The 23,904-nt window shown below is 70.2% G+C and carries 21 protein-coding genes; 8 read left to right on the forward strand and 13 right to left on the reverse strand.

Annotation, left to right across the window (positions count from 1 at the left end):
* Positions 1-240 precede the first annotated feature (240 nt).
* On the forward strand, positions 241-1,320 hold the full coding sequence (locus ACFQQC_RS10860; protein ID WP_376862412.1) for a site-specific DNA-methyltransferase: 1,080 nt from the start codon (positions 241-243) through the stop codon (positions 1,318-1,320).
* A gap of 158 nt (positions 1,321-1,478) precedes the next feature.
* Here ACFQQC_RS10860 and ACFQQC_RS10865 read toward each other — a convergent pair whose 3' ends face one another.
* On the reverse strand, positions 1,479-2,519 hold the full coding sequence (locus ACFQQC_RS10865; protein ID WP_376862413.1) for an A/G-specific adenine glycosylase: 1,041 nt from the start codon (positions 2,517-2,519) through the stop codon (positions 1,479-1,481).
* Between the two features lie 21 nt (positions 2,520-2,540).
* On the opposite strand from ACFQQC_RS10865, the gene ACFQQC_RS10870 reads away from it, so the two are divergent.
* The 6 genes from ACFQQC_RS10870 to ACFQQC_RS10895 all read left to right on the forward strand — a co-directional run bounded on the left by ACFQQC_RS10870 (position 2,541) and on the right by ACFQQC_RS10895 (position 9,597).
* A complete protein-coding gene (locus ACFQQC_RS10870; RefSeq protein WP_376862414.1) occupies positions 2,541-3,092 on the forward strand; it encodes a DUF721 domain-containing protein in 552 nt (183 codons plus the stop codon).
* A gap of 58 nt (positions 3,093-3,150) precedes the next feature.
* A complete protein-coding gene (locus ACFQQC_RS10875) occupies positions 3,151-3,798 on the forward strand; it encodes a thioredoxin domain-containing protein (protein WP_376862415.1) in 648 nt (215 codons plus the stop codon).
* 136 nt (positions 3,799-3,934) lie between these two features.
* The gene (locus ACFQQC_RS10880; RefSeq protein ID WP_376862416.1) at positions 3,935-4,576 is read left to right on the forward strand and encodes a thioredoxin domain-containing protein; all 642 of its coding nucleotides are present in this window, start codon (positions 3,935-3,937) and stop codon (positions 4,574-4,576) included.
* A gap of 12 nt (positions 4,577-4,588) precedes the next feature.
* Positions 4,589-5,209 (forward strand): thioredoxin domain-containing protein, encoded by a 621-nt coding sequence (locus ACFQQC_RS10885; protein ID WP_376862417.1) that lies wholly within the window; start codon positions 4,589-4,591, stop codon positions 5,207-5,209.
* 12 nt (positions 5,210-5,221) lie between these two features.
* Positions 5,222-8,659: a chromosome segregation protein SMC gene (gene smc / locus ACFQQC_RS10890; RefSeq protein WP_376862418.1), complete on the forward strand. Its 3,438-nt coding sequence runs from the start codon at positions 5,222-5,224 to the stop codon at positions 8,657-8,659.
* Positions 8,659-9,597, forward strand: a complete 939-nt coding sequence (locus ACFQQC_RS10895; RefSeq protein WP_376862419.1) for a DUF6438 domain-containing protein — start codon at positions 8,659-8,661, stop codon at positions 9,595-9,597. The genes smc and ACFQQC_RS10895 overlap by 1 nt, the downstream gene beginning before the upstream one ends.
* Here ACFQQC_RS10895 and ACFQQC_RS10900 read toward each other — a convergent pair.
* Entirely contained in the window at positions 9,594-10,310 is a 717-nt protein-coding gene (locus tag ACFQQC_RS10900) for a WecB/TagA/CpsF family glycosyltransferase (RefSeq protein ID WP_376862420.1), read from the reverse strand. The two genes, ACFQQC_RS10895 and ACFQQC_RS10900, sit on opposite strands and share 4 nt — an antisense overlap.
* A 48-nt stretch (positions 10,311-10,358) precedes the next feature.
* Here ACFQQC_RS10900 and ACFQQC_RS10905 point away from each other — a divergent pair, with 48 nt between their 5' ends.
* Positions 10,359-10,838, forward strand: a complete 480-nt coding sequence (locus ACFQQC_RS10905) for a hypothetical protein (RefSeq protein ID WP_376862421.1) — start codon at positions 10,359-10,361, stop codon at positions 10,836-10,838.
* A 163-nt stretch (positions 10,839-11,001) separates the two neighbouring features.
* Here the strand turns inward: ACFQQC_RS10905 and ACFQQC_RS10910 are convergent, their stop codons facing one another.
* Genes ACFQQC_RS10910 through ACFQQC_RS10960 form a run of 11 tightly spaced genes read right to left on the reverse strand, consistent with a single transcriptional unit; the run spans position 11,002 to position 23,501 of the window.
* Complete coding sequence (locus tag ACFQQC_RS10910) at positions 11,002-12,120, reverse strand: mechanosensitive ion channel family protein (protein ID WP_376862422.1); 1,119 nt, start codon at positions 12,118-12,120, stop codon at positions 11,002-11,004.
* 52 nt (positions 12,121-12,172) lie between these two features.
* Positions 12,173-13,261: an undecaprenyldiphospho-muramoylpentapeptide beta-N-acetylglucosaminyltransferase gene (murG, locus tag ACFQQC_RS10915; protein ID WP_376862423.1), complete on the reverse strand. Its 1,089-nt coding sequence runs from the start codon at positions 13,259-13,261 to the stop codon at positions 12,173-12,175.
* Positions 13,262-13,270: 9 nt separating this feature from the next.
* Positions 13,271-14,452: an FtsW/RodA/SpoVE family cell cycle protein gene (locus tag ACFQQC_RS10920; protein ID WP_376862424.1), complete on the reverse strand. Its 1,182-nt coding sequence runs from the start codon at positions 14,450-14,452 to the stop codon at positions 13,271-13,273.
* Positions 14,449-15,942 carry a UDP-N-acetylmuramoyl-L-alanine--D-glutamate ligase gene (gene murD, locus ACFQQC_RS10925; RefSeq protein WP_376862425.1) on the reverse strand — a complete coding sequence of 498 codons (1,494 nt, stop codon included), beginning with the start codon at positions 15,940-15,942 and terminating at the stop codon, positions 14,449-14,451. The genes ACFQQC_RS10920 and murD overlap by 4 nt, the downstream gene beginning before the upstream one ends.
* Before the next feature lie 4 nt (positions 15,943-15,946).
* Positions 15,947-17,056: a phospho-N-acetylmuramoyl-pentapeptide-transferase gene (gene mraY, locus ACFQQC_RS10930; RefSeq protein WP_376862426.1), complete on the reverse strand. Its 1,110-nt coding sequence runs from the start codon at positions 17,054-17,056 to the stop codon at positions 15,947-15,949.
* A gap of 4 nt (positions 17,057-17,060) precedes the next feature.
* Positions 17,061-18,452 carry a UDP-N-acetylmuramoyl-tripeptide--D-alanyl-D-alanine ligase gene (murF, locus tag ACFQQC_RS10935; RefSeq protein WP_376862427.1) on the reverse strand — a complete coding sequence of 464 codons (1,392 nt, stop codon included), beginning with the start codon at positions 18,450-18,452 and terminating at the stop codon, positions 17,061-17,063.
* Entirely contained in the window at positions 18,445-19,914 is a 1,470-nt protein-coding gene (locus tag ACFQQC_RS10940; RefSeq protein WP_376862428.1) for a UDP-N-acetylmuramoyl-L-alanyl-D-glutamate--2,6-diaminopimelate ligase, read from the reverse strand. The genes murF and ACFQQC_RS10940 overlap by 8 nt, the downstream gene beginning before the upstream one ends.
* Positions 19,911-21,632, reverse strand: a complete 1,722-nt coding sequence (locus tag ACFQQC_RS10945; protein WP_376862429.1) for a peptidoglycan D,D-transpeptidase FtsI family protein — start codon at positions 21,630-21,632, stop codon at positions 19,911-19,913. The genes ACFQQC_RS10940 and ACFQQC_RS10945 overlap by 4 nt, the downstream gene beginning before the upstream one ends.
* Positions 21,629-22,060, reverse strand: a complete 432-nt coding sequence (locus tag ACFQQC_RS10950; protein WP_376862430.1) for a cell division protein — start codon at positions 22,058-22,060, stop codon at positions 21,629-21,631. Before ACFQQC_RS10950 ends, ACFQQC_RS10945 begins: the two co-directional genes overlap by 4 nt.
* Positions 22,057-23,022 (reverse strand): 16S rRNA (cytosine(1402)-N(4))-methyltransferase RsmH, encoded by a 966-nt coding sequence (gene rsmH / locus ACFQQC_RS10955; RefSeq protein WP_376862431.1) that lies wholly within the window; start codon positions 23,020-23,022, stop codon positions 22,057-22,059. Before rsmH ends, ACFQQC_RS10950 begins: the two co-directional genes overlap by 4 nt.
* Positions 23,019-23,501 (reverse strand): division/cell wall cluster transcriptional repressor MraZ, encoded by a 483-nt coding sequence (locus ACFQQC_RS10960; protein WP_376862432.1) that lies wholly within the window; start codon positions 23,499-23,501, stop codon positions 23,019-23,021. The genes rsmH and ACFQQC_RS10960 overlap by 4 nt, the downstream gene beginning before the upstream one ends.
* Between the last annotated feature and the right edge of the window lie 403 nt (positions 23,502-23,904).

Below are 23,904 nucleotides of genomic sequence, written 5' to 3' on the forward strand. Positions count from 1 at the left end.
CCGTAGTGATCGCGCGGCGGATTCGCTCCGCTCGCTGTGTATCCGCCCCGCTTACCTCTCCCGGAGCGGCAAGGCGACCCTGAGCGCGTAACAAAACGTGAGCCCGTGTGACGGTTCCGGCCCATCCGCCGCCGCGGGATCAATTCCGATGACAGCCGTCCGGCGCACATCGAGACCGGTTACTCCGCCTTAACCGTAAGGATTCACCTTGTCGGCCTGATCTGTAGGGGCCGCGTTTCCATGTCCGAACTCAAGACCGACGTCATCCATCGCGGCGACTGCATCGAGGTGCTGCGTTCGCTGCCCGACGCGTCCGTCGACATGGTCTTCGCCGACCCGCCCTATAACCTCCAGCTGGGCGGCGACCTGCTGCGTCCCGACAACTCCAAGGTCGACGCGGTCGATGACGACTGGGACAAGTTCGGCAGCTTCGCCGAATACGACGCCTTCACCCGCGCCTGGCTGGCGGAATGCCGCCGCGTGCTGAAGCCGGAAGGCTCCATCTGGGTGATCGGCTCCTATCACAACGTCTTCCGCCTCGGCGCGGCGATCCAGGACCTCGGCTTCTGGGTGCTGAACGACATCATCTGGCGCAAGTCCAACCCGATGCCGAACTTCAAGGGCACCCGGTTCACCAACGCCCACGAGACCCTGATCTGGGCCGCCCGCTCGCGCGAGCAGAAGCGCTACACCTTCAACTACGACGCCCTGAAGGCCTTCAACGAAGACACCCAGATGCGTTCGGACTGGACCCTGGCCCTGTGCACGGGCGAGGAGCGGATCAAGGACGCCGACGGCAAGAAGGCCCATCCGACCCAGAAGCCCGAGGCCCTGCTGCACCGCGTCCTGCTGTCAGCCACCCGTCCGGGCGACGTCATCCTGGATCCCTTCTTCGGCACCGGCACCACCGGCGCCGCCGCCAAGCGTCTGGGCCGCCACTTCATCGGCATCGAGCGCGACGAGACCTACGCCAAGGTCGCCGAGAAGCGCATCAAGGCCGTCATCCCCGCCGCGCCGGAAGACCTGGCCGTCATGGGCTCCAAGCGCAACGAGCCCAAGGTGCCGTTCGGCGCCCTGGTCGAGGCCGGCCTGCTGCGCCCGGGCGACCGCCTGTACTGCCCCAAGGGCGAGCGCGAGGCCCGCGTCCGCGCCGACGGCTCGCTGGTCCACGGCGACCTGACCGGCTCGATCCACAAACTCGGCGCCCTGCTCGAGAACGCCCCGGCCTGCAACGGCTGGACCTACTGGCGCTTCAAGACCGATCAGGGCCTGCGCAGCATCGACGCCCTGCGCGCCGAAATCCGCGCCGGGATGCAGTAAGACACCCTCGCCTCTCCACCGCAGGTGGGGAGGTGGCGCGGCGCGGCTTCGCGCCGTGACGGAGGGGTCGGAACAGTCCCATGCGACCAACCCCTCCACCATGCTTCGCCTGACGGCTCGCATGGTCCCCCTCCCCAGCTTCGCTGGAGAGGTGAATGCTACGCCAACCCCCGCTCCAGCGCCTTCCTGAACACTGTCGGCAAGGCGCCCAGCGCCTCTTCCACCGGCGTCCAGACGAAGTCGCCCGCACCGTCGGCCACGCGCACCTCCAGCGTCAGGCTGAAGTGGGTGAAGACGTGCTCGACAAAGCCCGCCTCGCGCCAGTCCGCGTCCACCGGCGGGCTCGCGTCCGGCGTCGCGCTCCAGTCCGAGGTCGGCAGACCCAGCATGCCGCCCAGCAGGCCCTTGTCCGGCCGCCGCACGAGCGCCACCCGTCCCTGCCCTTGTCCCTGCCTGTCGCGCAGCACCCAGGCGATCCCCGTCCGGTGCGGCCGCTCGGCCTTCTTCAGCTTCAGCGGATAGCGTTCCGGCTGGCCGCCCGCGTAGCCGGCGCACCATGGCGTCAGCGGGCAGTCTCCGCACAGGGGCGACTTCGGACGGCAGACGGTCGCGCCCAGATCCATCAGCGCCTGCGCCCAGTCGCCGGGCCGCTCGTCCCGCACCAGCGATCCCGCCAGCGCGCGCAGCTCGGGGCGGGCGGGCGGCACGGGCGTCTCGACCGCGAACAGCCGGGCCATGACCCGCTCGACATTGCCATCCACCACATTGGCCGCCTCGCCGAAGGCGATGCTGGCGACGGCGGCGGCGGTGTAGGCGCCCACGCCCGGCAGGGCCAGCAGCCCCGCCTCGGTGTCCGGGAACGCGCCTTCGTGCGCGTTCGCCACCGCTCGGGCGCAGGCCAGCAGGTTGCGGGCGCGGGCGTAGTAGCCCAGCCCCGCCCAGGCGGCCATCACGTCTGCATCCTCGGCCGCCGCCAGATCGGACACGGTCGGCCAGCGCTCGGTGAAGCTCAGGAAATAGGGTGTGGCATGCGGCGTGGTGGTCTGCTGCAGCATCACCTCGGACAGCCAGACCCGGTAGGGATCGGGCCGCCCCTTCGATCCGGGCGGCGCGCGCCAAACCAGCGTCCGCGCATGGACATCGTACCAGCCCAGAAGGGCGGCGCGGATCGCAGGCACGTCGGCGGGGACGGAAGGCATCGGTCGCGCTATAACCCGGAAATGCGCCGCACGCTGCCCACTGACGCCGAAGCCCGGGAAATCCTGTCCCGCCGCCGCACCCGTCCGGCCCCGCGCCCGGCGCCCAAGGCTGGTCGTGCGCTGCAGGGGCTGATCAAGGAGCTGGACGCCAAGCTGGGTCGCGGCGCCGGGGCGCTGGAGCCCCGCTGGCGCGAGATCGTCGGCGAACGGCTGGCCCGCGTCACCCGCCCGCAGAAGCTGACCAAGGGTCGCGGCGGCGCCGGCGGGACGCTGGAGCTGCGCGTGGCCGGCCCCGCCGCCCTGCTGGTCCAGCACCAGTCGGAGGAGATCCTCCAGCGGGTGAACCTGTTCCTCGGCCCCGGCGCGGTGGACAAGCTGCGCATCGCCCAGGGCCCGGTGAAGCCCCTGCCCGACAGCCCGGTCGCGCCGAAACGCAAGGCCGCCACGGCCGCCCCCCTGCCCGCCCATCAGGAAGCCGAGCTGAAGGCCTCGCTCAGCGACGCGCCCGACGCCCTGAAGGATGTGCTGGAAAAGCTGGGTCGGGCGGTCCTGCGCGACACGCGCGACACCTGAACCGTTGACAATTCAGGCCCGGACGGGTCTCGATCCCAACCCGATCCGGAGAGCCTCTATGCGCACCATCAAGACCTTCCTGAGCCGCCGCGCGGCCATCGTCACCGCCATCGCGGCCTCGGCCCTGGTGGTCGCCAGCTGCAGCGGCGGCGGCGCCAACGCCCCGGCCGAAGGCGACATGGCCATGGGCGCCGCGGAAGGCGCCAAGGTCACCGTGGTGGAGTACGCCTCCGTCACCTGTCACGTCTGCGCCGCCTGGCACAACGCCTACTGGTCCGAGTTCAAGACGAAATACGTCGACACCAACAAGGTCCGCTTCGTCTTCCGTGAAATCCCGACCGGACCGATCCCGGTGGCCGTCGCCGGCTTCCAGATCGCCCGCTGCGCCGGCGACGACAAGTATTTCGACGTCGTCCACGCCATGATGGAAAGCCAGGGTGAGTGGCAGGCGGGCGGCAACCCGCGCGACACCCTGTTCCGCATCGGCAACGGCGCCGGCCTGACCAACAGCCAGATCGAGACCTGCATCAAGGACGAGGACGGCATCAAGGCCATCGAGGCGCGCGCCAGGGCCGCCACCGCCGCCGGCGTCGAGGGCACGCCCAGCTTCTTCGTCAATGGCCAGCCGATCCTCAGCCCCGGCTCGCAGAACGGCCCGACCCTCGCCGACATCTCGGCGGCGATCGACGCCGAACTGGCCAAGTAACCCACGACCTCATCGGGCGTCGGCGAAGGGTTGTCGTTGACAAACCTTCGCCGCACCTGTTCTCGAAAATCCAGACGCACGCGCGCGCAAGGGAATCGCGCGATGCTCCGGAATCCCTTCGAGTGAGGACGACCCCATGAAGTTCCGTTACGCCGACATGAGCCGCCGCGCGGCCCTGTCCGCCGCCGCCCTGGCCGCCATGGCCACCCTGACCGGCTGCGGCGGCGCGGCTCCGGCTGTGGCGACCGGCGACATGGCCCTGGGCGCCCCGGAAGGCGCCAAGGTCACCGTGATCGAATACGCCTCGGTCACCTGCCCCCACTGCGCCGAGTGGCAGAAGGAAACCTGGCCCGCGTTCAAGGCCAAGTACGTCGACACCAACAAGGTCCGCTACGTCTTCCGCGAACTGCGCACCGGCCCGGTGCCCGTCGCGGCCGCCGGCTTCACCATCGCCCGCTGCGCCGGGTCCGACAAATATTTCGACGTCGTCCACAAGCTGATGGCCGACATCGAGGGCCTGCACAGCGCCGATCCCCGCACGACCCTGTTCCGCATCGGCAATGAGGCGGGCCTGAGCAACAGCCAGATCGAGGCCTGCATCAAGGATCCGGAAAACCTCAAGGCCAGCGACGAGCGCGACCGCGCCGCCATCGCCGCCGGTGTCAGCGGCACCCCGACCTTCCTGGTCAATGGCGTGCAGGTCATGACCCCGGGTTCGGGCAGCGGCGCCTCGCTGGCTGACCTGTCGACCGCCATCGACGCGGAACTGGCGAAGTAATCCCCGATGAAGGTGCTGCGTCGTACCGCCCTGCTTCTGGGTCTCGCCCTGCTGGCGCCGCTGACGGCGGGGTCCGCCCCCGCCTGGGCCCGGCAGACCGTCGCGCCGGTCACCGCCGCCGACCGCACCCTGGGCCGCGCCGACGCCCCGGTGACGGTGATCGAGTACGCCTCCTTCACCTGCCACCACTGCGGCGACTGGCACCAGACGGTGTTTCCGGCCTTCAAGCAGCGGCTGATCGACAGCGGTCAGGTGCGGTTCGTCTTCCGCAACCTGCCGACCTCGCCGGCCCAGCTGTCGATGCCGGCGGCCGCCATGGCGCGCTGCGCGGCGCCCGAGAAATTCTTCGACGTCGCCGGCGTCCTCATGCACGGCCAGTCGGCGGTTCTGCGCGGCGGAAACCGTGAGGACTGGTACGCTCCCGCCGTCGCCGCCAGCGGCCGCACGGTCGAGCAACTGACCGAGTGCGCCAATGACCCGGCGACCCGCACCGCCATCCAGCGCGACATCGACAGCGCTGTCGCCGCCGGCGTGACGGGAACGCCGTCCTTCTTCGTCAACGGTCGGCCCGTCGAGGATCGCTCGCTGGCCGGTCTGGAGGCGGCCGTTCGCGCGGCCGCCGCCGCCCGCTAGGCCCTCCCCCCGGTGCAGTTCCAGCGCCTCAGACTGGTCGGCTTCAAGTCGTTCGTCGACGCGCAGGAATTCCACATCGAGCCCGGACTGACCGGCATCGTCGGCCCCAACGGCTGCGGCAAGTCCAATGTGCTGGAAAGCCTGCGCTGGGTCATGGGCGCCAACTCGGCCAAGGCCATGCGCGGTCAGGGCATGGACGACGTCATCTTCGCCGGCGCCGCCAACCGCCCGCCGCGCAGCCACGCCGAAGTCCAGCTGACCATCGACAATGCGCAGCGCCGCGCGCCCCAGCCCTTCACCGACAGCCCGATCCTCGAGGTCTCGCGCCGCATCGACCGGGGTCAGGGCTCGACCTACCGGATCAACGGCAAGGAGGTCCGCGCCCGCGACGTCCAGCTGCTGTTCGCCGACGCCTCGACCGGCGCCAACTCGCCCGCCCTCGTCCGTCAGGGCCAGATCAGCGAGCTGATCGCCGCCAAGCCGCAGAACCGCCGCCGCATCCTCGAGGAGGCCGGCGGGGTCGCTGGGCTGCACACCCGCCGTCACGAGGCCGAGCTGCGCCTGAAGGCCGCCGAGACCAACCTCGAACGCCTCGACGACATCGGCCGCGAGCTGGAAACCACCCTGTCGCGCCTCAAGCGCGAGGCGCGGCAGGCCGAGAAGTACAAGAAGATCTCCGCCGAGATCCGCGCCCTGCAGGCCTCGCTGGTCTATGTCCGCTGGAACGACGCCCGGCTGGCCGCCGAGACGGCGAAGGCCGAGCTGGCCGAGGCTGACCGCGCGGTGCTGGAGGCGACCACCGCCTCGGGCCGCGCTCAGACCGCCGCCCTGAACGCCCAGGAAGCCCTGAAGCCCGCGCGCGAGGAGGACGCCGTCGCCGGCGCCCTGCTGCATCGCGCCAGCCTTGAACGCGACCGGCTCGACATGGCCGAACAACAGGCCCGCGCCGAGGTCGACCGGCTGAAGGCCGAAGGCGCCCGCATCGCCGCCGACATCGAACGCGAGTCCGGCATGGCCGGGGACGCCGAAAGTGAGCTGGCCCGCCTGACGGAGGCCTTCGAGCGGGTCTCCGCCGAGATCGCCGCTGCCCCCGCCCGCGGCCCCCAACTGGACGCCGCCCTGCTGGCCGCCGAGGACGCCCGCCGCGCCGCGGACGCCGAGGTCGAGCGCGTCGCCGGGGCCGTCGCCGCCGTCGAGGCCCGCGTCTCCGCCGAGAACGCCCGCCGTCGCGACGCCGAAGCCCGGGTCGAGCGGGCCAAGGCCCAACTGGCCTCCGCCCAGCGTGAGCGCGAGGCCCTCGGCCCGCTCGAAACGCCCGAGATCGAGGCCGCTCGCACCGCCCTTGAACAGGCGCAGACTGCCCTGACCGCCGCCCGCGCCGCCGTCGAGACCGCCGAGGCCGATCGGGGCGACAAGGCCCGCGTCGAACAGGAGGCCCGTCAGGCCGCCCGTGCCGCCGAGGATCGTCTGGGCCGCCTGCAGACCGAGGCCCGCGGCCTCGCCCAGCTGCTGGTGCAGGGCAAGCGCGAGCACGCCCCGGCGCTGGACAGGGTGCAGGCTGACAAGGGCTATGAAGCCGCCCTCGCCGCCGCGCTGGGCGACGATCTGGACGCTGCGCTCGACGCTCGCGCCGCCGCCTACTGGGCGGGGGCGACGGTCCCGACGCCATCGTGGCCAAAGGGCGTGACGCCTCTGGCCGACCACGTCTCCGCCCCCGACCAGCTGAAGGCCCGTCTGGCCCTCTGCGGGGTGGCGGAGAAGGATCAGGTCGCGGCCCTGTCGAAGGACCTGCCCGTCGGCGCCCGTCTGGTCACCACCGACGGCGACCTGTGGCGCTGGGACGGTTTCGTCCAGCGCGCCGAGGCCCCGCGCCCCGCCGCCGTCCGTCTGGCTCAGCGCACCCGCCTGTCAGAACTGGAAGCCGAGATCGATGAGGGCAAGCCCGCGCTGGACGCCGCCCAGACCGCGCTGAAGTCCGCTACCGACGCCTTCCGCGCCGCCGAGGAACTGGTGAAGACCGCCCGCGCCGCCCCCTTCCCGCTGGACAAGGCCGTGACCGCCGCCCGCGACCGCGTCGAGGCCCTGGGTCGCGAACAGGCCCGCAAGGAGGCCCGGGCGCAGGCGCTGGACGAGACCCTCACGCGCCTGACCGCCGAGGTCGAAGCCGCCGAAGCCGCCCTGACCGAGGCGCAGGGGACCGAAGCTCCGTCCGAAACCCTCGCCGCCCTGCGTGAGGAACTGACCGCCGCTCGCGCCGCCGCCGACGCCGCCCGCACCGCCTCGGCCACCGCCCGCGTCGAGCGCGACACCGAGGCCCGCGAGGTCGCTGCCCGTCAGGCCCGCATCGAAGGCATCCAGCGCGAGCGCGAGGGCTGGGCCGGCCGCGCCAAGGACGCCAAGGCCCGGGTTACGGCGCTGGAGAAGGACGCAACCACCACCGCCGCCAAGCTGAAGCAGGCCGCCGACGCGCCCGACCAACTGGCCGCCCAGCGCTCGACCCTGCTGGACGCCCTGACCGTCGCCGAGACCCGCCGCAAGGCCGCCGCCGACGCCCTGTCCGTCGCCGAGACCGCCGCCGGAGACGCCGACCGGGCCGCCCGCGCCGCCGAGACCGCCGCCAGTCAGGCCCGCGAGGCCCGCGCCGGTCTGGCGGCCCGCGCCGAGGCGGCCGTCGAGAAGCTGGCCGACGCGACCCGCAACGTCGAGGAAACGGCCCAGATGTCGCCGGAGGAGCTGGGCCAGAAGCTGACCGACGACGCCGTCGCCCGCCCGCCCGACGCCGCCGGCGCCGAAAGCCTGCTGTTAGGTCTGGAGCGCGAGCGCGAGCAACTGGGCGCGGTGAATCTGCTGGCCGAGGAAGAGGCCAACGACTACGGCGACCGCCTGCAGACGATGAAGGTCGAACGCTCGGACCTGACCAGCGCCATCGCCAAGCTGCGCGACGGCATCGATGAGCTGAACGCCGAGGGCCGCGAGCGCCTGATCGCCGCCTTCGACATCATCAACGAGAATTTCCGCACCCTGTTCGAGGCCCTGTTCGGCGGCGGTCAGGCCGAGTTGAAGCTGGTCGAGAGCGACGACCCTCTGGAGGCCGGCCTGGAAATCTACGCCTGCCCGCCCGGCAAGCGCCTGTCGGTGATGAGCCTGATGTCCGGCGGCGAACAGGCCCTGACCGCCGCCGCCCTGATCTTCGCCGTCTTCCTGGCCAACCCGGCCCCCGTCTGCGTGCTGGACGAGGTCGACGCCCCGCTGGATGACGCCAACGTCGACCGCTACTGCCGCATGCTCCACGAGATGCGCACCCGCACCGAGACCCGCTTCATCGTCATCACCCACAACCCGGTGACCATGAGCCGCATGGACCGGCTGTACGGGGTGACCATGCCGGACCGCGGCGTCAGCCAGCTGGTCAGCGTGGACCTGAAGCAGGCCGAGACGCTGGTGGCGTGATGAAGCGCTTGCCGGTCAGCCTGATAGTCGCGGGAGCCGCAACTGTCGCAATGGTGGTTTTCGACGGCGAGCGCTTGGCGTTCGAGGCGCACGCCATACTGATGCGACCGACAGCGTTTCAGGGCCCGGACGCCATGCCTGAACCGCTCGAGGTCACCATCGAGTGCGACAAGCCAGACTGTGAAGCAGGGCAGGCCCACTACGAAGTCGTGGTGGATGCAACCGGACGGCCACGGGCGGTCCGGTTCGATGGCGCACTCCTGCCCGACGCCGCCGGACGGCCGCGTTTCACCCGCTTCAATGTCGATGTTCCTTTCCTGAAACCTTCCTTCCGCACCAGGGGATCTGAGGCCGCGCTCGCCGCCCGTTGGCCGGCGCCGGAGTCCGGCCGGCCGTTCCGGGCCTTCCAACTGGTCGGCATCGTTCCGCCCGAGCGTCTGCCGACCCGTCATCTGCCCTTCCCCGACCCGGAAGGTCAGCCGATCAGCATCACATTGGAGCGCGTCGGCCCTTACAGCCCCTACGGAACATACATCGTGACGCTCGACGGAGACGGCGATGTCAATTTCTGCGGGTCGAGCTTCATCAAGGCGGCGGGGCCACACCGGGCCGGCATCAACCGCGCGGCGTTCGACGCCCTGGTGCAGAAATTCAGGGCGGCGGACTTCTTCTCCATGGAGGACCGCTACCTCGCCAGACCCAGCGACGGTCCGACCTACTACCTCAGCCTCCGGATCGGCGATCAGGAGAAGACGGTGATAGACTACGCCGGTCGCACGGTGGGGATGCCTGCGGTGATCAGACGCCTGCAGACGGCGGTGGATGAGGCGGCGGGAACCTCACGCTGGGTCGGCTCTCCGGAGGAGTGGGGTTCTCACACCGCGCAGGTGAACTGCCCGACCCCCTTTGACAGGCTCAGAGCATCCGACGCCCTTTAGCGGCTGAGCACTTCTGTCTTCACGAACCACCCGAAAATCGCCGGCCCCTCGATCACATAGCGGCGGAACATCCGCTTCGGCTGGCTCAGCAGGCGGTGTAGCCATTCCAGTGAGAGCTTCTGGAAGATCGCGGGCGCCCGGTGCTGGCGGCCGGTCAAGAAGTCGATCGACGCCCCCACGCACAGGGTCACGCCGAACGGTCGTCCGGCGGCGCGCAGGGCGTGGGCGAACCGTTCCTGCTTGGGGAAGGAGACGCAGGCCAGCAGCACATCCCAGTCGGCGGCGGCGGCGGTCTTCACCACCGCGTCCCACTCCGGCGTGCCGGGCGTCAGCATCGGCGCTTCAATGAAGGTGAACCGGCGGCCGGGATAGCGCGCGACCAGATCCTCGAACGCCGCCCGGTCCGGGCCGAAGACGCCGAAGGTCAGGTCGTGGTCCGAGGCCAGCAGATCCGCCGTCATGTCCGAGCCCGGATAGACCGACAGCCGCTTGCCCCTCAGCTTCGCCAGATGCGTCAGGATGCGGCTGTCACAGATCATCAGCGCCGCGCCGCGATAGACATCCTCGGCCACCCGCCCGTCCATCAGCTTGATGACGTGGTCCACGTTCGGCGTGACCACATAGCCGTAAGGCGCGCGCGCCATGGCGGCGACCTGGCCCAGCAATTCGGGCCGCGTCCCGTCGGCGAAATCCAGCGTCATGAAGCGCGTCATGGGGGCAGCCTACTCGCGGCGCGGTCAACGTCCGGTTACGATAGCCGGATGAACCGCCTCCTCCCGATCCTGCTGCTGTCCGCCCTGCTCGCCGCCCCGGCGACGGCCCGACCGCAGGACGAGCACGCGGGCGAACATCGCCTGGTCCTGACCGGCGTGGGCCGGTTCGCCATCTTCGCTGACATGGTCTCACTGGAGCGTGACGGCGACGGGGTGAAGATGCGGGCCTTCCAGGTCACCGAAAGCGACTTCGAGATCGCCGGCCAGGCCTATTGGGGCGGCTGGTCGTGGTGGCGGTTCGACTGCGCCGCCCGCACGGCGGACCGGCTGGACTTCGCCGCGGTGAAGGCCGGCGGCGCGGAAGGCCCGGCCACGCCCGATCCCGCCCCGGCCTATGAGGCTGTCGAGGGCGGCGACGCCGCCGAGCTTCTGACCGCCGCCTGCGATCCGGCCTCGGTCGGCCCCTATGGCGTCAGCGCACTCTCGGAGGCGGTCTGGGTCGGGCGGGAAGCACTGGCGAACCCGTAAACCTCGTTGCTGCTATCGTCATCCCGGGGGCGCGAAGCGAACCCCGGGACCCAGCGGCGCCGCGACGGCGGCGAAACACTGATGGTTCAGGCAACGGCGCTCGCGACAGCTTCGCGCTCGCGCGCGCCGCTGGGTCCCGACTTTCGTCGGGATGACGATAGCGTCAGGAGGCCGGGGCAGCCGGATCGAACTCCATCCCCGAGTTCAGCTGCCGCTGTCTCGGCAGGGCCTCCGGGCACTCGTCCCGAATGAACGCCAGCATCTTCTCGCGGATCTCGCAGCGCAGGTCGAAGGCGGTCGGTGCATTCCTCGCGCTGGCCAGACAGCGCACCTGCGCCACCCGGTCGTTGATGTCCGTCACCTGCAGGGCGATCACGTCCCCGTCCCACAGCGGACTGGCCTTGCAGATGCGCTCCAGCTCCGCCCGCAGCCGGTCGATCGGCGCCTCATAGTCCACATAGAGGAAGGCCGTGCCGATCAGGCGGGCCGTCTCGCGGGTCCAGTTCTGGAAAGGCGTGGTGATGAAGTAGCTCAGCGGCAGGATCATCCGCCGCCAGTCCCACAGCTTGACCACCACATAGGTCGAGGTGATCTCCTCCACCTGCCCCCATTCGCCCTCCACGATCACGGCGTCGTCCAGCCGGATCGGCTGGGCGGTGGCGATCTGAACGCCGGCGATCAGATTGGTCAGCAGGGGCTGCAGGGCCAGACCGGCGATGATGCCGACCACCCCGGCGGAGGCCAGCAGGCTCATCCCCCACTGACGCACCGCGCCGATGGTCATCAGGGCCAGCCCCAGGGTCACCAGCGCGATAAGCAGGGCCGCGACCTTCTGCAGGATGCGGGTCTGGGTCACATGCTTGCGGGCGATGAGGTTGTCTTCCTCCGCCAGGTTGAAGCGCCGCATGTAGAGGATAGCCCACATGTCGGACGCGCCGACGGCCATCCAGCCCAGCGTCAGGATGAAGAAGAAGCCCAGCGTCTGACGGATCGTGTCCGACGGCCCCGGATCCATCGGCGAGACCGTCACCGCCAGGGCGATGGCGATGATCATCACCATGATCCGGACCTTCAGCCGCGCCCGCCCCACCAGCCCGCGCCAGAACAGGTCGCGCTTGCGCACCGCCAGCTTCAGCAGGGCGAACACCAGCTGGTTCGCCGCCCAGCCGATCAGCACGAAGGCGGCGACGATCAGGGTGATGACCGCCCACTCGGGCAGCCAGTCAAACTCGCGCCACAGGGCGGCGATGTCGCGGGTCAGGTCGGTGACGAAATTCGACATGGCCAAGCTAACGCACGACCCGCCGATCGGAGCCCCGAAAACCTGTGGTGCGTCAGCCCGCCGCCGCTTCCACGATATCGGCCAAGTCGCTGGTCGCGTCCGGCAGGGCCGCCGAGCGGGCGCCGGCGCTCATCGCCGACAGACGGGCGGGGTCCGACAGGATCGCGGCCAGCGCCGCCGTCATGGCCTCGACCGTCACCGCGTCCTCCAGCATCACCTCGGCCCCGCCGGCCCTGGCCAGACTTGCGGCGTTGAAGCGCTGGTGGTCGTCCATGGCGATCTTCAGCGGGATCAGCAGCGACGGCACGGCCGCCACCGCCAGCTCCGAACAGGTCGAGGCCCCGGCCCGGCCGATCACCAGATGCGCCGCCGACAGGCGGGCGGCCATGTCGCGGAAGAAGGGCGCCACCTCGGCCTCGATCCCGGCCTCCAGATAGATCTGGCGCGCGCTCTCCAGCGTCTCGGGCCGCGACTGCTGCTGCACCTTCAGACGGCTGCGGATCGCGTCCGGCAGGGCCGCCAGCGCGCGCGGCGCGGTCTCGGACAGGATGCGGGCCCCCTGGCTGCCGCCGGTCACCAGCACATGGATCGGCCCGCCCTCGACCGGCGCCGCGAACGGGCGGTCGTACAGGGCGCGGATGTCCGGCCGCACCGGATTGCCGATCAGGGTCACCCGCCCCTGCACCTTGTCCGGCACGCGTTGCAGATCCGGGAAGGACGAGGCGATCGAACCGACGTACGGCGCCAACCAGCGGTTGGTCCGCCCCAGCACCGCATTCTGCTCATGCAGCAGGGTCGGGCGCTTCTGGCTCAGCGCCGCCAGCAGGGCGGGCGCGGACGGGTATCCGCCGAAGCCGACCACCACCGCCGCGTCCAGCCGCGTCAGGGCCGACCGCGCCTGCATCACGCCCTTCAGGATGGCCACGCCCGCCTTGGCCATGCCGACCGGCCCGCTGCCCGTGGCCGCGTCCAGCGCCAGCCGTTCCTCGGCGGGGAAGCTGTGGGCGTACTGCTCGCCCCGGTGATCGGTGGCCAGCACGATGCGCCAGCCGCGCGCGGCCAGCTCCCGCGAAAGGGCCTCGGCGGGGAACATGTGCCCGCCGGTGCCCCCGGCGGCGACGACGCAGACTTTGGACGACATGGCGGCTTCTTACGGCAGGATGCGGCGACGCTGGTTCAGCGAGGCGCCGGGTTCATAGGCGCCCGGACGGCGGCGGGTCAGGCTGAGGGCGAACCCCATGGTCAGGCCCATCGCCACCATCGACGATCCGCCATAGCTGATGAAGGGCAGGGTCATCCCCTTGGTCGGGATCAGGTTCAGGTTCACGGCGATGTTGATGCAGGCCTGCAGACCGATCAGCATGAACAGGCCGGCGGCGGCCACCTGCTCGAACGGGTCGTTCAGCTTCATGGCCAGACGCATGCCCCGAATGACGATGAAGGCGTACAGGCCGATCATGGCCAGGCTCAGCACCAGGCCGAACTCCTCGGCGCCGACGGAGTAGATGAAGTCGGTATGCAGGTCGGGCACCGAGCGCTTCATCACCCCCTCGCCCACGCCGCGTCCGACCAGCCCGCCCGCGCGGATGGCCTCGGACGCCCGGTCGATCTGGTAGGTCGCGCCCGCGTCGTCCGAACCGAACCGGCTCAGGCGATCGCGCATGTGGCTGAAGGTGAAGAACAGGCCGACGACCCCAGCCCCGCCCGCGGCGGCCAGCGCCATCACCCACTTCAGCGGCACCCCGGCCATGAAGAAGACGGCCATGAAGGTGGTGGTGATCAGCAGGGTCTGGCCGATGTCCGGCTGGATCAGCAGCAGCCCCACCGCCACGGCCCAGACGCCGAAGGCGATGCTGACGCCCGGCACGCCCTGCCCCTTCTGCGCCTCGGAGAACATCCAGGCGGCGAAGACGATCAGGCTCGGTTTCACGAACTCGGACGGCTGCAGGCTGAACGGCCCCAGATTGATCCAGCGCGCCGCCCCCTTCACCGTGTCGCCGATGAAGGGCAGCAGGGCCATCACGAACAGGGCGCCCAGCAGGGCCAGCACCGCGATCCGCCGCACCCCGCGCGGCGACAGGAAGGACATGACCAGCATGGCGGTCAGCCCGGCCGAGGCGAACACGATCATCCGCCAGGAATAGTGGAAGGGATCGCTGATCGACTGGTCCGCCAGGATGGCCGCCGGCGACGAGGCGAAGCTCAACGCCACCCCCAGCCCCATCAGGGTCAGGGCGGCGGCCAGCAGGCCGCGATCCATGGTCCAGAACCACTGCGCCAGCAGGCTCTGGTCGTTGCGCGAGAAGGCGGGGGTATAGCCCTGCTGGGTCATGGGACGTTCGCCGGAAGAGCGCCGAGGGCCAGGACAGCGGCGCGGAACGCCTCTCCCCTCGCCTCGAAGTCGGGATACTGGTCAAAGCTGGCGGCGGCGGGGCTCAGCAGCACCACCTCGTCGCGCCCGGTCGCGGCGGCGGCCTCGTAAGCGTGCTGCACGGCCGTCGCCATGTCGCCGCTGATCCGGTGCGGAGTTTCACCCAGCCGCGCCGCGAATGGCCCGGCCGCCTCGCCGATCAGGAAGGCCTCGACCACCCGGGGGAACAGGTCCTCCAGATCATCGATTCCGCCCGCCTTCGCCCGCCCGCCGGCGATCCAGAAGCTGCGCTCATAGCTGGCCAGCGCCTGCCGCGCCGCATCGGCGTTGGTCGCCTTGGAGTCATTGACGAACCGCACCTTGCCCAACGTGCCCACGGTCTCCATCCGGTGCGCGAGACCGGGGAAGGTCATGAGCCCTTCGACGGCCTGCTCGTGCGACACGCCCAACGCCCGCGCGGCCGCATAGGCGAAGGCCGCGTTCTGGGCGTTGTGGCGTCCGGGGAGAGAGCGGGCGGTGGAGAGATCGGCGATCGCACGTCCCGCGAAAGTCAGCTTTCCCGGCACGGCCCCCATCTCTCCGCTCATCCCGGCGAAAGCCGGGACCCAGTTCTTTGGAAGATCGGTCGGCCCGGCCTCGCTCCAGCCGCCGTCCTGATGCGCCTCGCTGGACAGCGCTGGGTCCCGGCTTTCGCCGGGATGAGCGGATGTGGAGATGCGAACGCCCGAAAGACCTCGCGTCGTCAGCTCATCCGCAACCCCACGCCCCCAGTCTTCGTCCACCCCAACAAGCGACAAGGCGGCGTGAGCGAATATCCGCGCCTTCGCCGCGACATACCCCTCCATCCCGCCATGCCGGTCCAGATGGTCCGGTGAGACATTGGTCAGGATCGCCACATCCGGCGCGAAGCTCGTCGTCAGGTCCATCTGATAGCTCGACACCTCAATCACATAGACGGCGTCCTTGGTCGGCGCTGGCAGGGCCAGCACCCCGATGCCGATGTTGCCGCCGACATGCACCGTCAGCCCGGCCTGCTTCAGCACCCAGCCGATCAGGGCCGTCGTGGTCGACTTGCCGTTGGTGCCGGTGATCGCCACCACGCGCGGCCGCTCGCCCTCCGGCAGGGCCGCCAGCGCGCGGGCGAACAGTTCGATGTCGCCGATCACCTCGACACCCGCCGCCTCGGCCTTCTCGACCGTCCAGTGCGGCTTGGGATGGGTCAGGGGCGCGCCCGGCGACAGCACCAGCGCGGCGAAGCCCGACCAGTCGGCCGTGGTCAGGTCCTCGACCGCGAAGCCCTCGGCCCCGGCCTGCATCCGGCTGGAGACGCTGTCGTCCCACAGCACCGGCAGGGCCCCGCCCGCCTTCAGCGCGCGCGCCGCCGTCAGCCCCGACCGTCCAAGGCCGAAGACCGCGATCCTCCGTCCTTCAAAGCCGGGGACGGGGATCATCTGACTATCGCAGTTTGAGGGTGGCCAGACCGGCCAGCGCCAGCATGGCGGCGACGATCCAGAAGCGGATCACCACGGTCGATTCCGGCCAGCCCATCTTCTCGAAGTGATGGTGGATCGGGGCCATCAGGAAGATGCGCTTTCCGGTGGCCTTGAAGTAGGCGACCTGGATCATGACCGAGGCGGCCTCGATGACGAACAGGCCGCCGACGATGCCCAGCACCAGCTCATGCTTGGTGGCCACGGCGATGGCGCCCAAGGCGCCGCCCAGCGCCAGCGAACCGGTGTCGCCCATGAAGATCTTGGCCGGCGGAGCGTTGTACCAGAGGAAGCCCACGCCGCCGCCGATCATGGCGGCGCAGAAGATGGCCAGCTCGCCCGAGCCCGGCACATGGTGCACGCCCAGATACTGGGAGAAGATGAAGTTGCCGACCAGATAGGCGATCAGGCCGAAGGCGGCCGCCGCCATCATCACCGGCACGATGGCCAGGCCGTCCAGCCCGTCCGTCAGGTTCACCGCGTTCGAGAAGCCCACGATCGTGAAGGCGGCGAAGGCCACATAGAACCAGCCGATGTTCAGCAGCACCGCCTTGAAGAAGGGGAAGGCGATCGAGGTTTCCAGACCCGGCGAGGTCGGCGAGGCGGTCATCCACAGCACCGTCAGCACGCCGGCGATGATCGAGACGACGGTCTGGGCGACCAGCTTCTGCTTCGAGGTCAGGCCCGCCGAGGTCTGTTTGGTCACCTTGGCGTAGTCGTCGATGAAGCCCAGCACGCCGAAGGCCGCCGTCACGAACGACACGATCCAGATATAGGGGTTGGTCAGGTCGCCCCACAGCAGCACCGCCACCGCGATGCCCGCCAGGATCATCAGACCGCCCATGGTCGGGGTGCCGACCTTGGACAGATGGGTCACCGGCCCGTCGGACCGGATCGGCTGGCCCTTGCCCTGCTTGACCCGCATCCAGGCGATGAAGCGGCTGCCCATGGCCACGGCGACGATCATGGCGGTCGCCATGGCCAGCGCCACCCGGACAGTCTGGTACTGGATCAGGTTCAGCAGCGGGTAGTCCTGCGCCACGTCCTGGAAATACAGATACAGAAGGTAAAACACGCTCTTACTCCCCCAGCGCCGCCAGAGCCTTCGCCACCAGCGAAGCCTTCGACCCGTTCGAACCCTTGACCATCACAATGTCGCCCGCCCCTGCAAGCGTGGCCGCTTCCGAGGCCAGCTCGGCGGCGGTCTCGCGCCAGACGCCGCGACGGGCGGCGGGCAGGACATCATACAGCTGTTTCATCTCCGGCCCGGCGGCGTGGACCAGATCCAGTCCGGCGGCGTCGATGGAGGCGGCCAGTCCCTCGTGCAGGGCCTGCGACTGCTCGCCCAGCTCCAGCATGTCAGTCAGCACCACGATCCGCCGACCACCCGCGCTCACCGGCTTGGCGCCCAGGCTGCGGAAGCCCGCCGCCATCGACAGCGGATTGGCGTTGTAGCTCTCGTCGATCAGGGTGAAGGCCCCGCCGGGCGCCTGCACCGCCGTCGTCTCGCCCCGCCCGGCCAGAGGACGGAAATGGGCCAGCGCCTCCAGCCCGGTCTCCAGCTTCACGTCCAGCGCGTCCAGCATCAGCAGGACGCACAGGCTGTTCAGCCCCCAGTGGAAGCCCGACTGCGCCAGCTGGTAGTCCAGCGCCTTGCCGTACAGCTCGGCCTTGACCCGCGCCCCGCCCTCGAAGGGCTGGAAGTCCAGCAGGCGGGCGTCATGCCCGACGTCGCTGCCGAAGGTCGCCAGACGCGCGCCCACGGCCTTGGCCCGGTCGCACAGCACGGCGGAGAAGGCGACATCGCCATTGGCCACCGCCACCCCGCCGGGGATCAGGCCGTCGAAGATCGACGCCTTCTCGGCCGCCACCCCCGCTTCTCCGTCGGCGAAAGCCTCGATATGCACCGGCCCCACCGTGGTCACGCAGGCGGCGTGCGGCTGGACGAATTTCGACAGCGGCGCGATCTCGCCCGGCGCGTTCATGCCGATCTCGAACACCGCCCGTTCGACCGTGCGCGGCATCCGGGCCAGCGTCAGCGGCACGCCGATGTGGTTGTTGTAGCTCTTGATCGAGGCGTGGGCCGGACCAGCCAGATCGAGGCCCGCCTTGATCGCCTGCGTCACGCTGGTCTTGCCGACCGAGCCGGTGACCGCGCCGCGCTTCACATGCGGCGCCCGATCCCGGGAAAAGACGCCCAGCCCCTCCAGCGCCCGCAGGGTGTCGGCGGTCACCACCGCCGGACCGTTGACCGGCCGCTCGACAATCGCGCCCGTCGCGCCGTTGGCGAAGGCCATGTCGGCGAAGTCGTGCCCGTCCCGCGCGCCCTTCAGCGCCACGAACAGGTCGCCGGGGACGATCTCACGGCTGTTGTAGGTGATGCCGGTCGCCTCGAACGGGGCGCCGGACAGGCTTCCTCCGGTCGCGGCCTCGATCTCGGCGGACGTCCAGAGGGGTTCGATATCAGGCATGGATACGCAGGGCTTCGGCGGCTTCGGAGGCGTCGTCGAAGGGATGGGTCACCCCGCCGACGATCTGGCCCTGTTCATGCCCTTTTCCGGCGATGACCACCACATCTCCTTCACGCATCAGGCCGATGGCGTGCTGGATGGCGCGGCGGCGGTCGCCGACCTCCTGCGCGTCAGGGCAGCCCTCACGCACCGCCTTGCGGATCGAGGCCGGGTCTTCCGAGCGGGGATTGTCGTCGGTGACGATGGCGATGTCGGCCAGACAGCCCGCGATCTCGCCCATCAGCGGACGCTTGGCCCGGTCCCGGTCGCCGCCCGCGCCGAAGACCACGATCAGCCGGCCCGTCGCGTGCGGACGCAGCGCCTTCAGCACGGTCTCCAGACCGTCGGGGGTGTGGGCGTAGTCGACATAGACCTCGCCCTGCCCTTGGCCGCCCGGAATCCGCTCCAGACGCCCCTGCGCGCCCTCGATCTTCTCCATGGCGGCCAGAACCCGCCCGGCGTCCTCGCCCGCGGCGATGCACAGGCCCGCCGCCACCAGGGCGTTAGAGGCCTGGAAGGCGCCGGCCAGCGGCAGCAGCACCTCATGCAGATCGCCCTGCACGTCGATCGTCAGGCGCTGCCCCTCGGGCGTGGCGCGGCGGGCGACCAGCGCCAGATCACGCCCGCGCTCGCCCACCCCCATCACGCCGAGGCCCGACATGATGCTGGCGGCGGCGAAGGCCGAATAGGCGTCGCTGTCGGCGTTCAGCACCGCCGTCCGCCCGCGCGGCAGCAGGGTGTCGAACAGGCGCAGCTTCGACGCCCGGTACTCGTCCATCGTGCCGTGATAGTCGAGGTGGTCCTGGGTCAGGTTGGTGAAGGCCGCGGCCTTCAGCGTCACCCCGTCCAGACGGCGCTGGTCGATGCCGTGCGATGAGGCCTCCAGCGCCAGATGGGTCACCCCTTCCTGCGCCAGTTGGGCCAGCATGCGGGCCGCGTCGGCGGCGTCCGGGCTGGTCAGGCCGGGGCCGGTCAACGCCTGATTAACGTTACCTGTCTGTTTCAAAACCCCCAGCGTGCCCATGCTCGCGGAGGTCAGGCCCAGCGCCGCCCAGATCTGGCGGCAGAAGGCGGCGACCGAGGTCTTGCCGTTGGTCCCGGTCACGGCCACGCAGGTCTTCGGCTGGGCGCCGTAGAAGCTGCGCGCGGCGATGGCGTAGGCCCGGCGCACATCGCCCGAGGTCACCAGCACCGGGGCCAGGGCCGCGTCCGTGTCGGACGGCGCCAGCACGGCGGCGGCGCCCTGCGACAGGGCCTGCGGAATGAAGGCGCGGCCGTCGGCGGCGGTCCCCGGCAGGGCCACGAACAGCGAACCGGGCGCGACCTTGCGGCTGTCGGCGGTGACGCCGGTGATCACCGGATCGCTGGACACATCGCGGCGCAGCAGGTCGGACAGTTTGACGGAGGGCTGGGCGGCGATCATCGCGGCGCCGCCAGTCCGGGGACGATCGGGTCCGCCACCCGCTCCACATTAAGGAAGCCGGAGATGCGGTCGATGACCCGACCCGCCGTCGGCGCGGCCACCGCGCCGCCCAGCTGCGAGCCCTGCGCCGGCTCGTCGATCAGGACGAAGATCACATAGCGGCGCGTGTTCTCGCCGCCGTCCGCCGGGAAGACCGAGGCGAAGGAGCCGACGCCGTGGCGCGGATCATAGCGGCCGTTGACCAGCTTGTTGGCCGAGCCCGTCTTGCCGCCGACGCGCAGTCCCTGCGCATTGGCCGACTTGCCCGAGCCGCGCAGCACATTGGCGCGCATCAGGTCGCGGATGGCCCGCGAGGTCTCGGCGCTGACCACCCGGCGGCCCTCGACGCCCGTGCCGCCGCGACGCAGGGTCAGCGGGCGATACATCCCGCCGTTGACCAGGGCCACGGTCGCCGCCGTCATCTGCAGCGGGGTGATCATGATGGCGTAGCCGAACGACATCGACGCCCGGCTGGAGTCTTCCCAGTTGCGCGGCAGGCGCGGGCGGGCGGACTCATGCAGTTCGATCGGCGCCGCCTCCAGCAGGCCCAGCCGCTGGAAATAGTCCCGCATCGTGTTCGAGCCCAGCTCCACCGCCATGCGCGAGGTGCCGATGTTGGACGAGTGCAGATAGACCTCCTCCAGCGACAGGATCTTGTTGGTCGCGTGGAAGTCGGTGATGCGGCGGTTGCCGATCATATAGGGCTGGGAGGCGTCGAACATGGTGTTCATGTCGACCTTGCCGGTGTCCAGGCTGGCCGCGATGGTGAAGGTCTTGAACACCGACCCCATCTCGTAGTGGCCGGAGGTCACCAGGTTCTTGCTGTCGGTCGTGGGCCAGCTCGACATGCCCAGGATCTCGCCGGTGGTGGCGTCCGCGACCACGCCCACGGCGCCGTGGGCCTGCACCGCCGAAGCCGCCGCCGCCAGCTCGTTGTCCAGCACGCCCTGCACCCGCAGGTCGATCGACAGCGGGAAGCTGCCGCCATTCTGACCCGCCGCGCGGATCTCGTTGTTGAAGGCCAGTTCAGCGCCCGAAATGCCCTGCGCGCCCGTATCCGACGCGCCCAGCACATGCCGCGCCGAACCTTCCAGCGGATAGATGCGCAGGTCTTCCGGCTCGAACGTCACCCCGCCCAGCGCCAGCCCGTGAACGGCGGCCTTCTCTTCCGGGGTCAGGCGCTGCAGCACCAGCAGGCGGCGCCGGCCGTCCAGCACATTGCGCAGCTTGCTGGCCGACACGCGCGGCAGGGCGCGGCGGATCTGCTGCGCGGCCAGCTCCGGGTCCCAGACCTCGTTCGGGTTCACATACAGGCTGTAGTGGGTGACGTTCGTCGCCATCAGGGCGCCGTTGCGATCCACGATGTCGCCACGCGATACGGCGTTCGGATTGGACACCGAGCCCACCGCGCCCTTCGGCTTCAGCAGCGCCGCATTCGCCGCCCCCAGCGCCAGGGCGCAGAAGATCACCGAGAACACCGTGGTGATCAGGAAGATGCGGACGCGGGTGTCCTCCTCGGGCCGGGCGTTGGCGCGGGCGCGGCCGAACGAATGCTCGACCCACCACATCGCCTCGCTCAGCCAGCGCCAGGACGGCGCCAGACGACGCAGGCCGTAGGGGATAGGATTGGCCGGACGCGGCTGCGGGCGCTCCCAGGCGCGGGGATCGTGCACGCTCATCGGCCGCCCTCCGCGTCCGGCGCCGGCGCTTCCGCCTCGACCTCAGCCGTCGCAGCCGGCGCGGCCACAGGGGCCGGAGCCGGAGGCGCGGCCACCGGCTTCAGCGTCTGCAGAGCGTCCTCGCTGGCCTGACGCTTCATCTCGACCGGGCCCAGCCCGACCTCGCGCGACAGGGCCTCCAGCCGGGCCGGCTGCTCCAGCCGGGCGACCTGGGCGCGCAGCAGGCGCACCCGCTCGCCGCTCTCGCCGATCTGACGCTCCAGCTCGGCGATGCGGGCGCTCTCGCGCGCGGCGGCGGCCTTGGCCAGATAGACCGAGAAGATCATGGCCGCGACCATCAGCACGCCGATGATCTCGATCCAGCGGACGCCGCGGATCTTCCAGGCGAACAGGCGGTTCAGGGCGTGGCGGGCGACGGCGGCGTTCATGCGGCGACCTTTCCGCCGATCGGGCCCCACGGCGCCGCGTCCGTGCGCACAGCAGCGCGCAGCTTGGCCGACCGGGCGCGCGGATTGACGGCCAGCTCGGCCTCGCCCGCCTCGACCGCGCCCTTGAAGCTCAGGGTGAAGCTGGGCTTGCGCGTCTCGACGGCGACCGGCGCATGGCGCGACCCGCCCGGCGCATTGCCCGTGCGCTCGGTCAGGAAGGCCTTCACGATCCGGTCCTCGAGCGAGTGGAAGGTCACCACCGCCAGACGCCCGCCCGGCGCCAGCGTCGCCTCGGCCGCTTCCAGCCCGGCGCGCAGTTCGCCCAGCTCGTCGTTCACCGCGATGCGCAGGGCCTGAAACACCCGGGTCGCCGGATGGATGGCGGCGCCGCGACGGCCGCCCAACGCCTTCTCGACCACCTCGGCCAGATCCAGCGTCCGGCTGAACGGCTGCTCGACCCGGCGACGCAGGATGGCCGTCGCCACCCGGCCCGACTGACGCTCGTCCCCGTACAGTTTGAAGATATGGGCCAGCGGACCGTGGTCCCAGCTGTTGACGATGTCGGCGGCGGTGACGCCCTCATCGCTCATCCGCATGTCCAGCGGTCCGTCGCGCATGAAGGAGAAGCCGCGCTCGGCCTGATCCAGCTGCATCGACGACACGCCGATGTCGAACACCACCCCGTCCAGCTTCGCCTCGCCCGTCTGCGCGAAGGCGTCGGCCAGTCCGGAGAAGGGCGTGCGGATCAGGCGGAAGGTCTCGGGATAGTCATTGGCCACGGCGTCGGCGTGGACCTGCACCGTCGGATCGCGATCGAGCGCGATCACCGTCGCGCCGGCCTTCAGGATGGCGCGCGTATAGCCGCCGGCGCCGAAGGTGGCGTCGATGATGACGTCGCCCTTCTGCGGCTTCAGAGCCTCCAGAACCTCGTCGATCAGGACCGGCGCGTGCGGAGAGGTCATGCGCCCTCCCCTTGCGGACGTCTGGCGCGCAGGGCCAGACGCCCGGCCTCACCGCGCTCGCGCACAGCCTGACGCGCCAGCGCCCGACGCTCCTCGCGACGCGCGTTCCAGCGGGCGCGATCCCAGATCTGGAAGCGAGAGCCCAGGCCGACGATGACCACGTCATCGCCCAGCCCGGCTTCCTGGCACAGGCCTTCCGGCAGGGTGATCCGGCCGCCGCCGTCGTACGACAGCGGGCGCTGACCGGCGAAGAAGGTCTCTTCCAGGGCGGTGCGGAGGTCGTCGCCGAAGGGCAGCTCCTCGATCATGGCCACATACTCGGCCATCAGCTTGTCGCCGCCGGCCTCGAGGCAGTCGGACTCGATCGAGAAGAAGCAGAAGACGCCGTGCTCGGCGCCGTTGTCGGCGGTGCGGAACTCCTGCGGGATCAGCAGGCGGCGCTTGCCGTCCAATTGTTTCTCATAGGTCGAGAGAAACACGCCCTGCCCAATCCGGACCCTTCGGCCCGTCCCCTGAAATCCCGATGAAACGCCAGTCGGCGCACCCAAGCCCTACTGAGCAATTGGGATAGCATGGGATCAGATGCGCCTCAATGGGATTAGTTGACGATCGTTAACGGTCAAGCTGGCGCAAAAATCAGCAAAAACCGGAACATACAGCGAACGATCCGCCTGTGGACCAAGGTGGACCGATCCTGACAGCCCTTTCGATCCAAGCGGTTAACCGGGACGCAGAGGCGCACTCCCACGAACGCGCGGCGCCAGTCCCATCGAAATAAGAAATTTCGAGCCCACGGCCGCTTCGCGGCCCGCCCTCAAGCAGCGAGCGACCGCGTCGCGAGCGCTAGGGCCAAAATAATAGGGCTCAAGCAGCGAGCGCCCG

It is taken from the genome of Brevundimonas sp. GCM10030266, from assembly GCF_042666595.1.
Lineage (GTDB): Bacteria > Pseudomonadota > Alphaproteobacteria > Caulobacterales > Caulobacteraceae > Brevundimonas.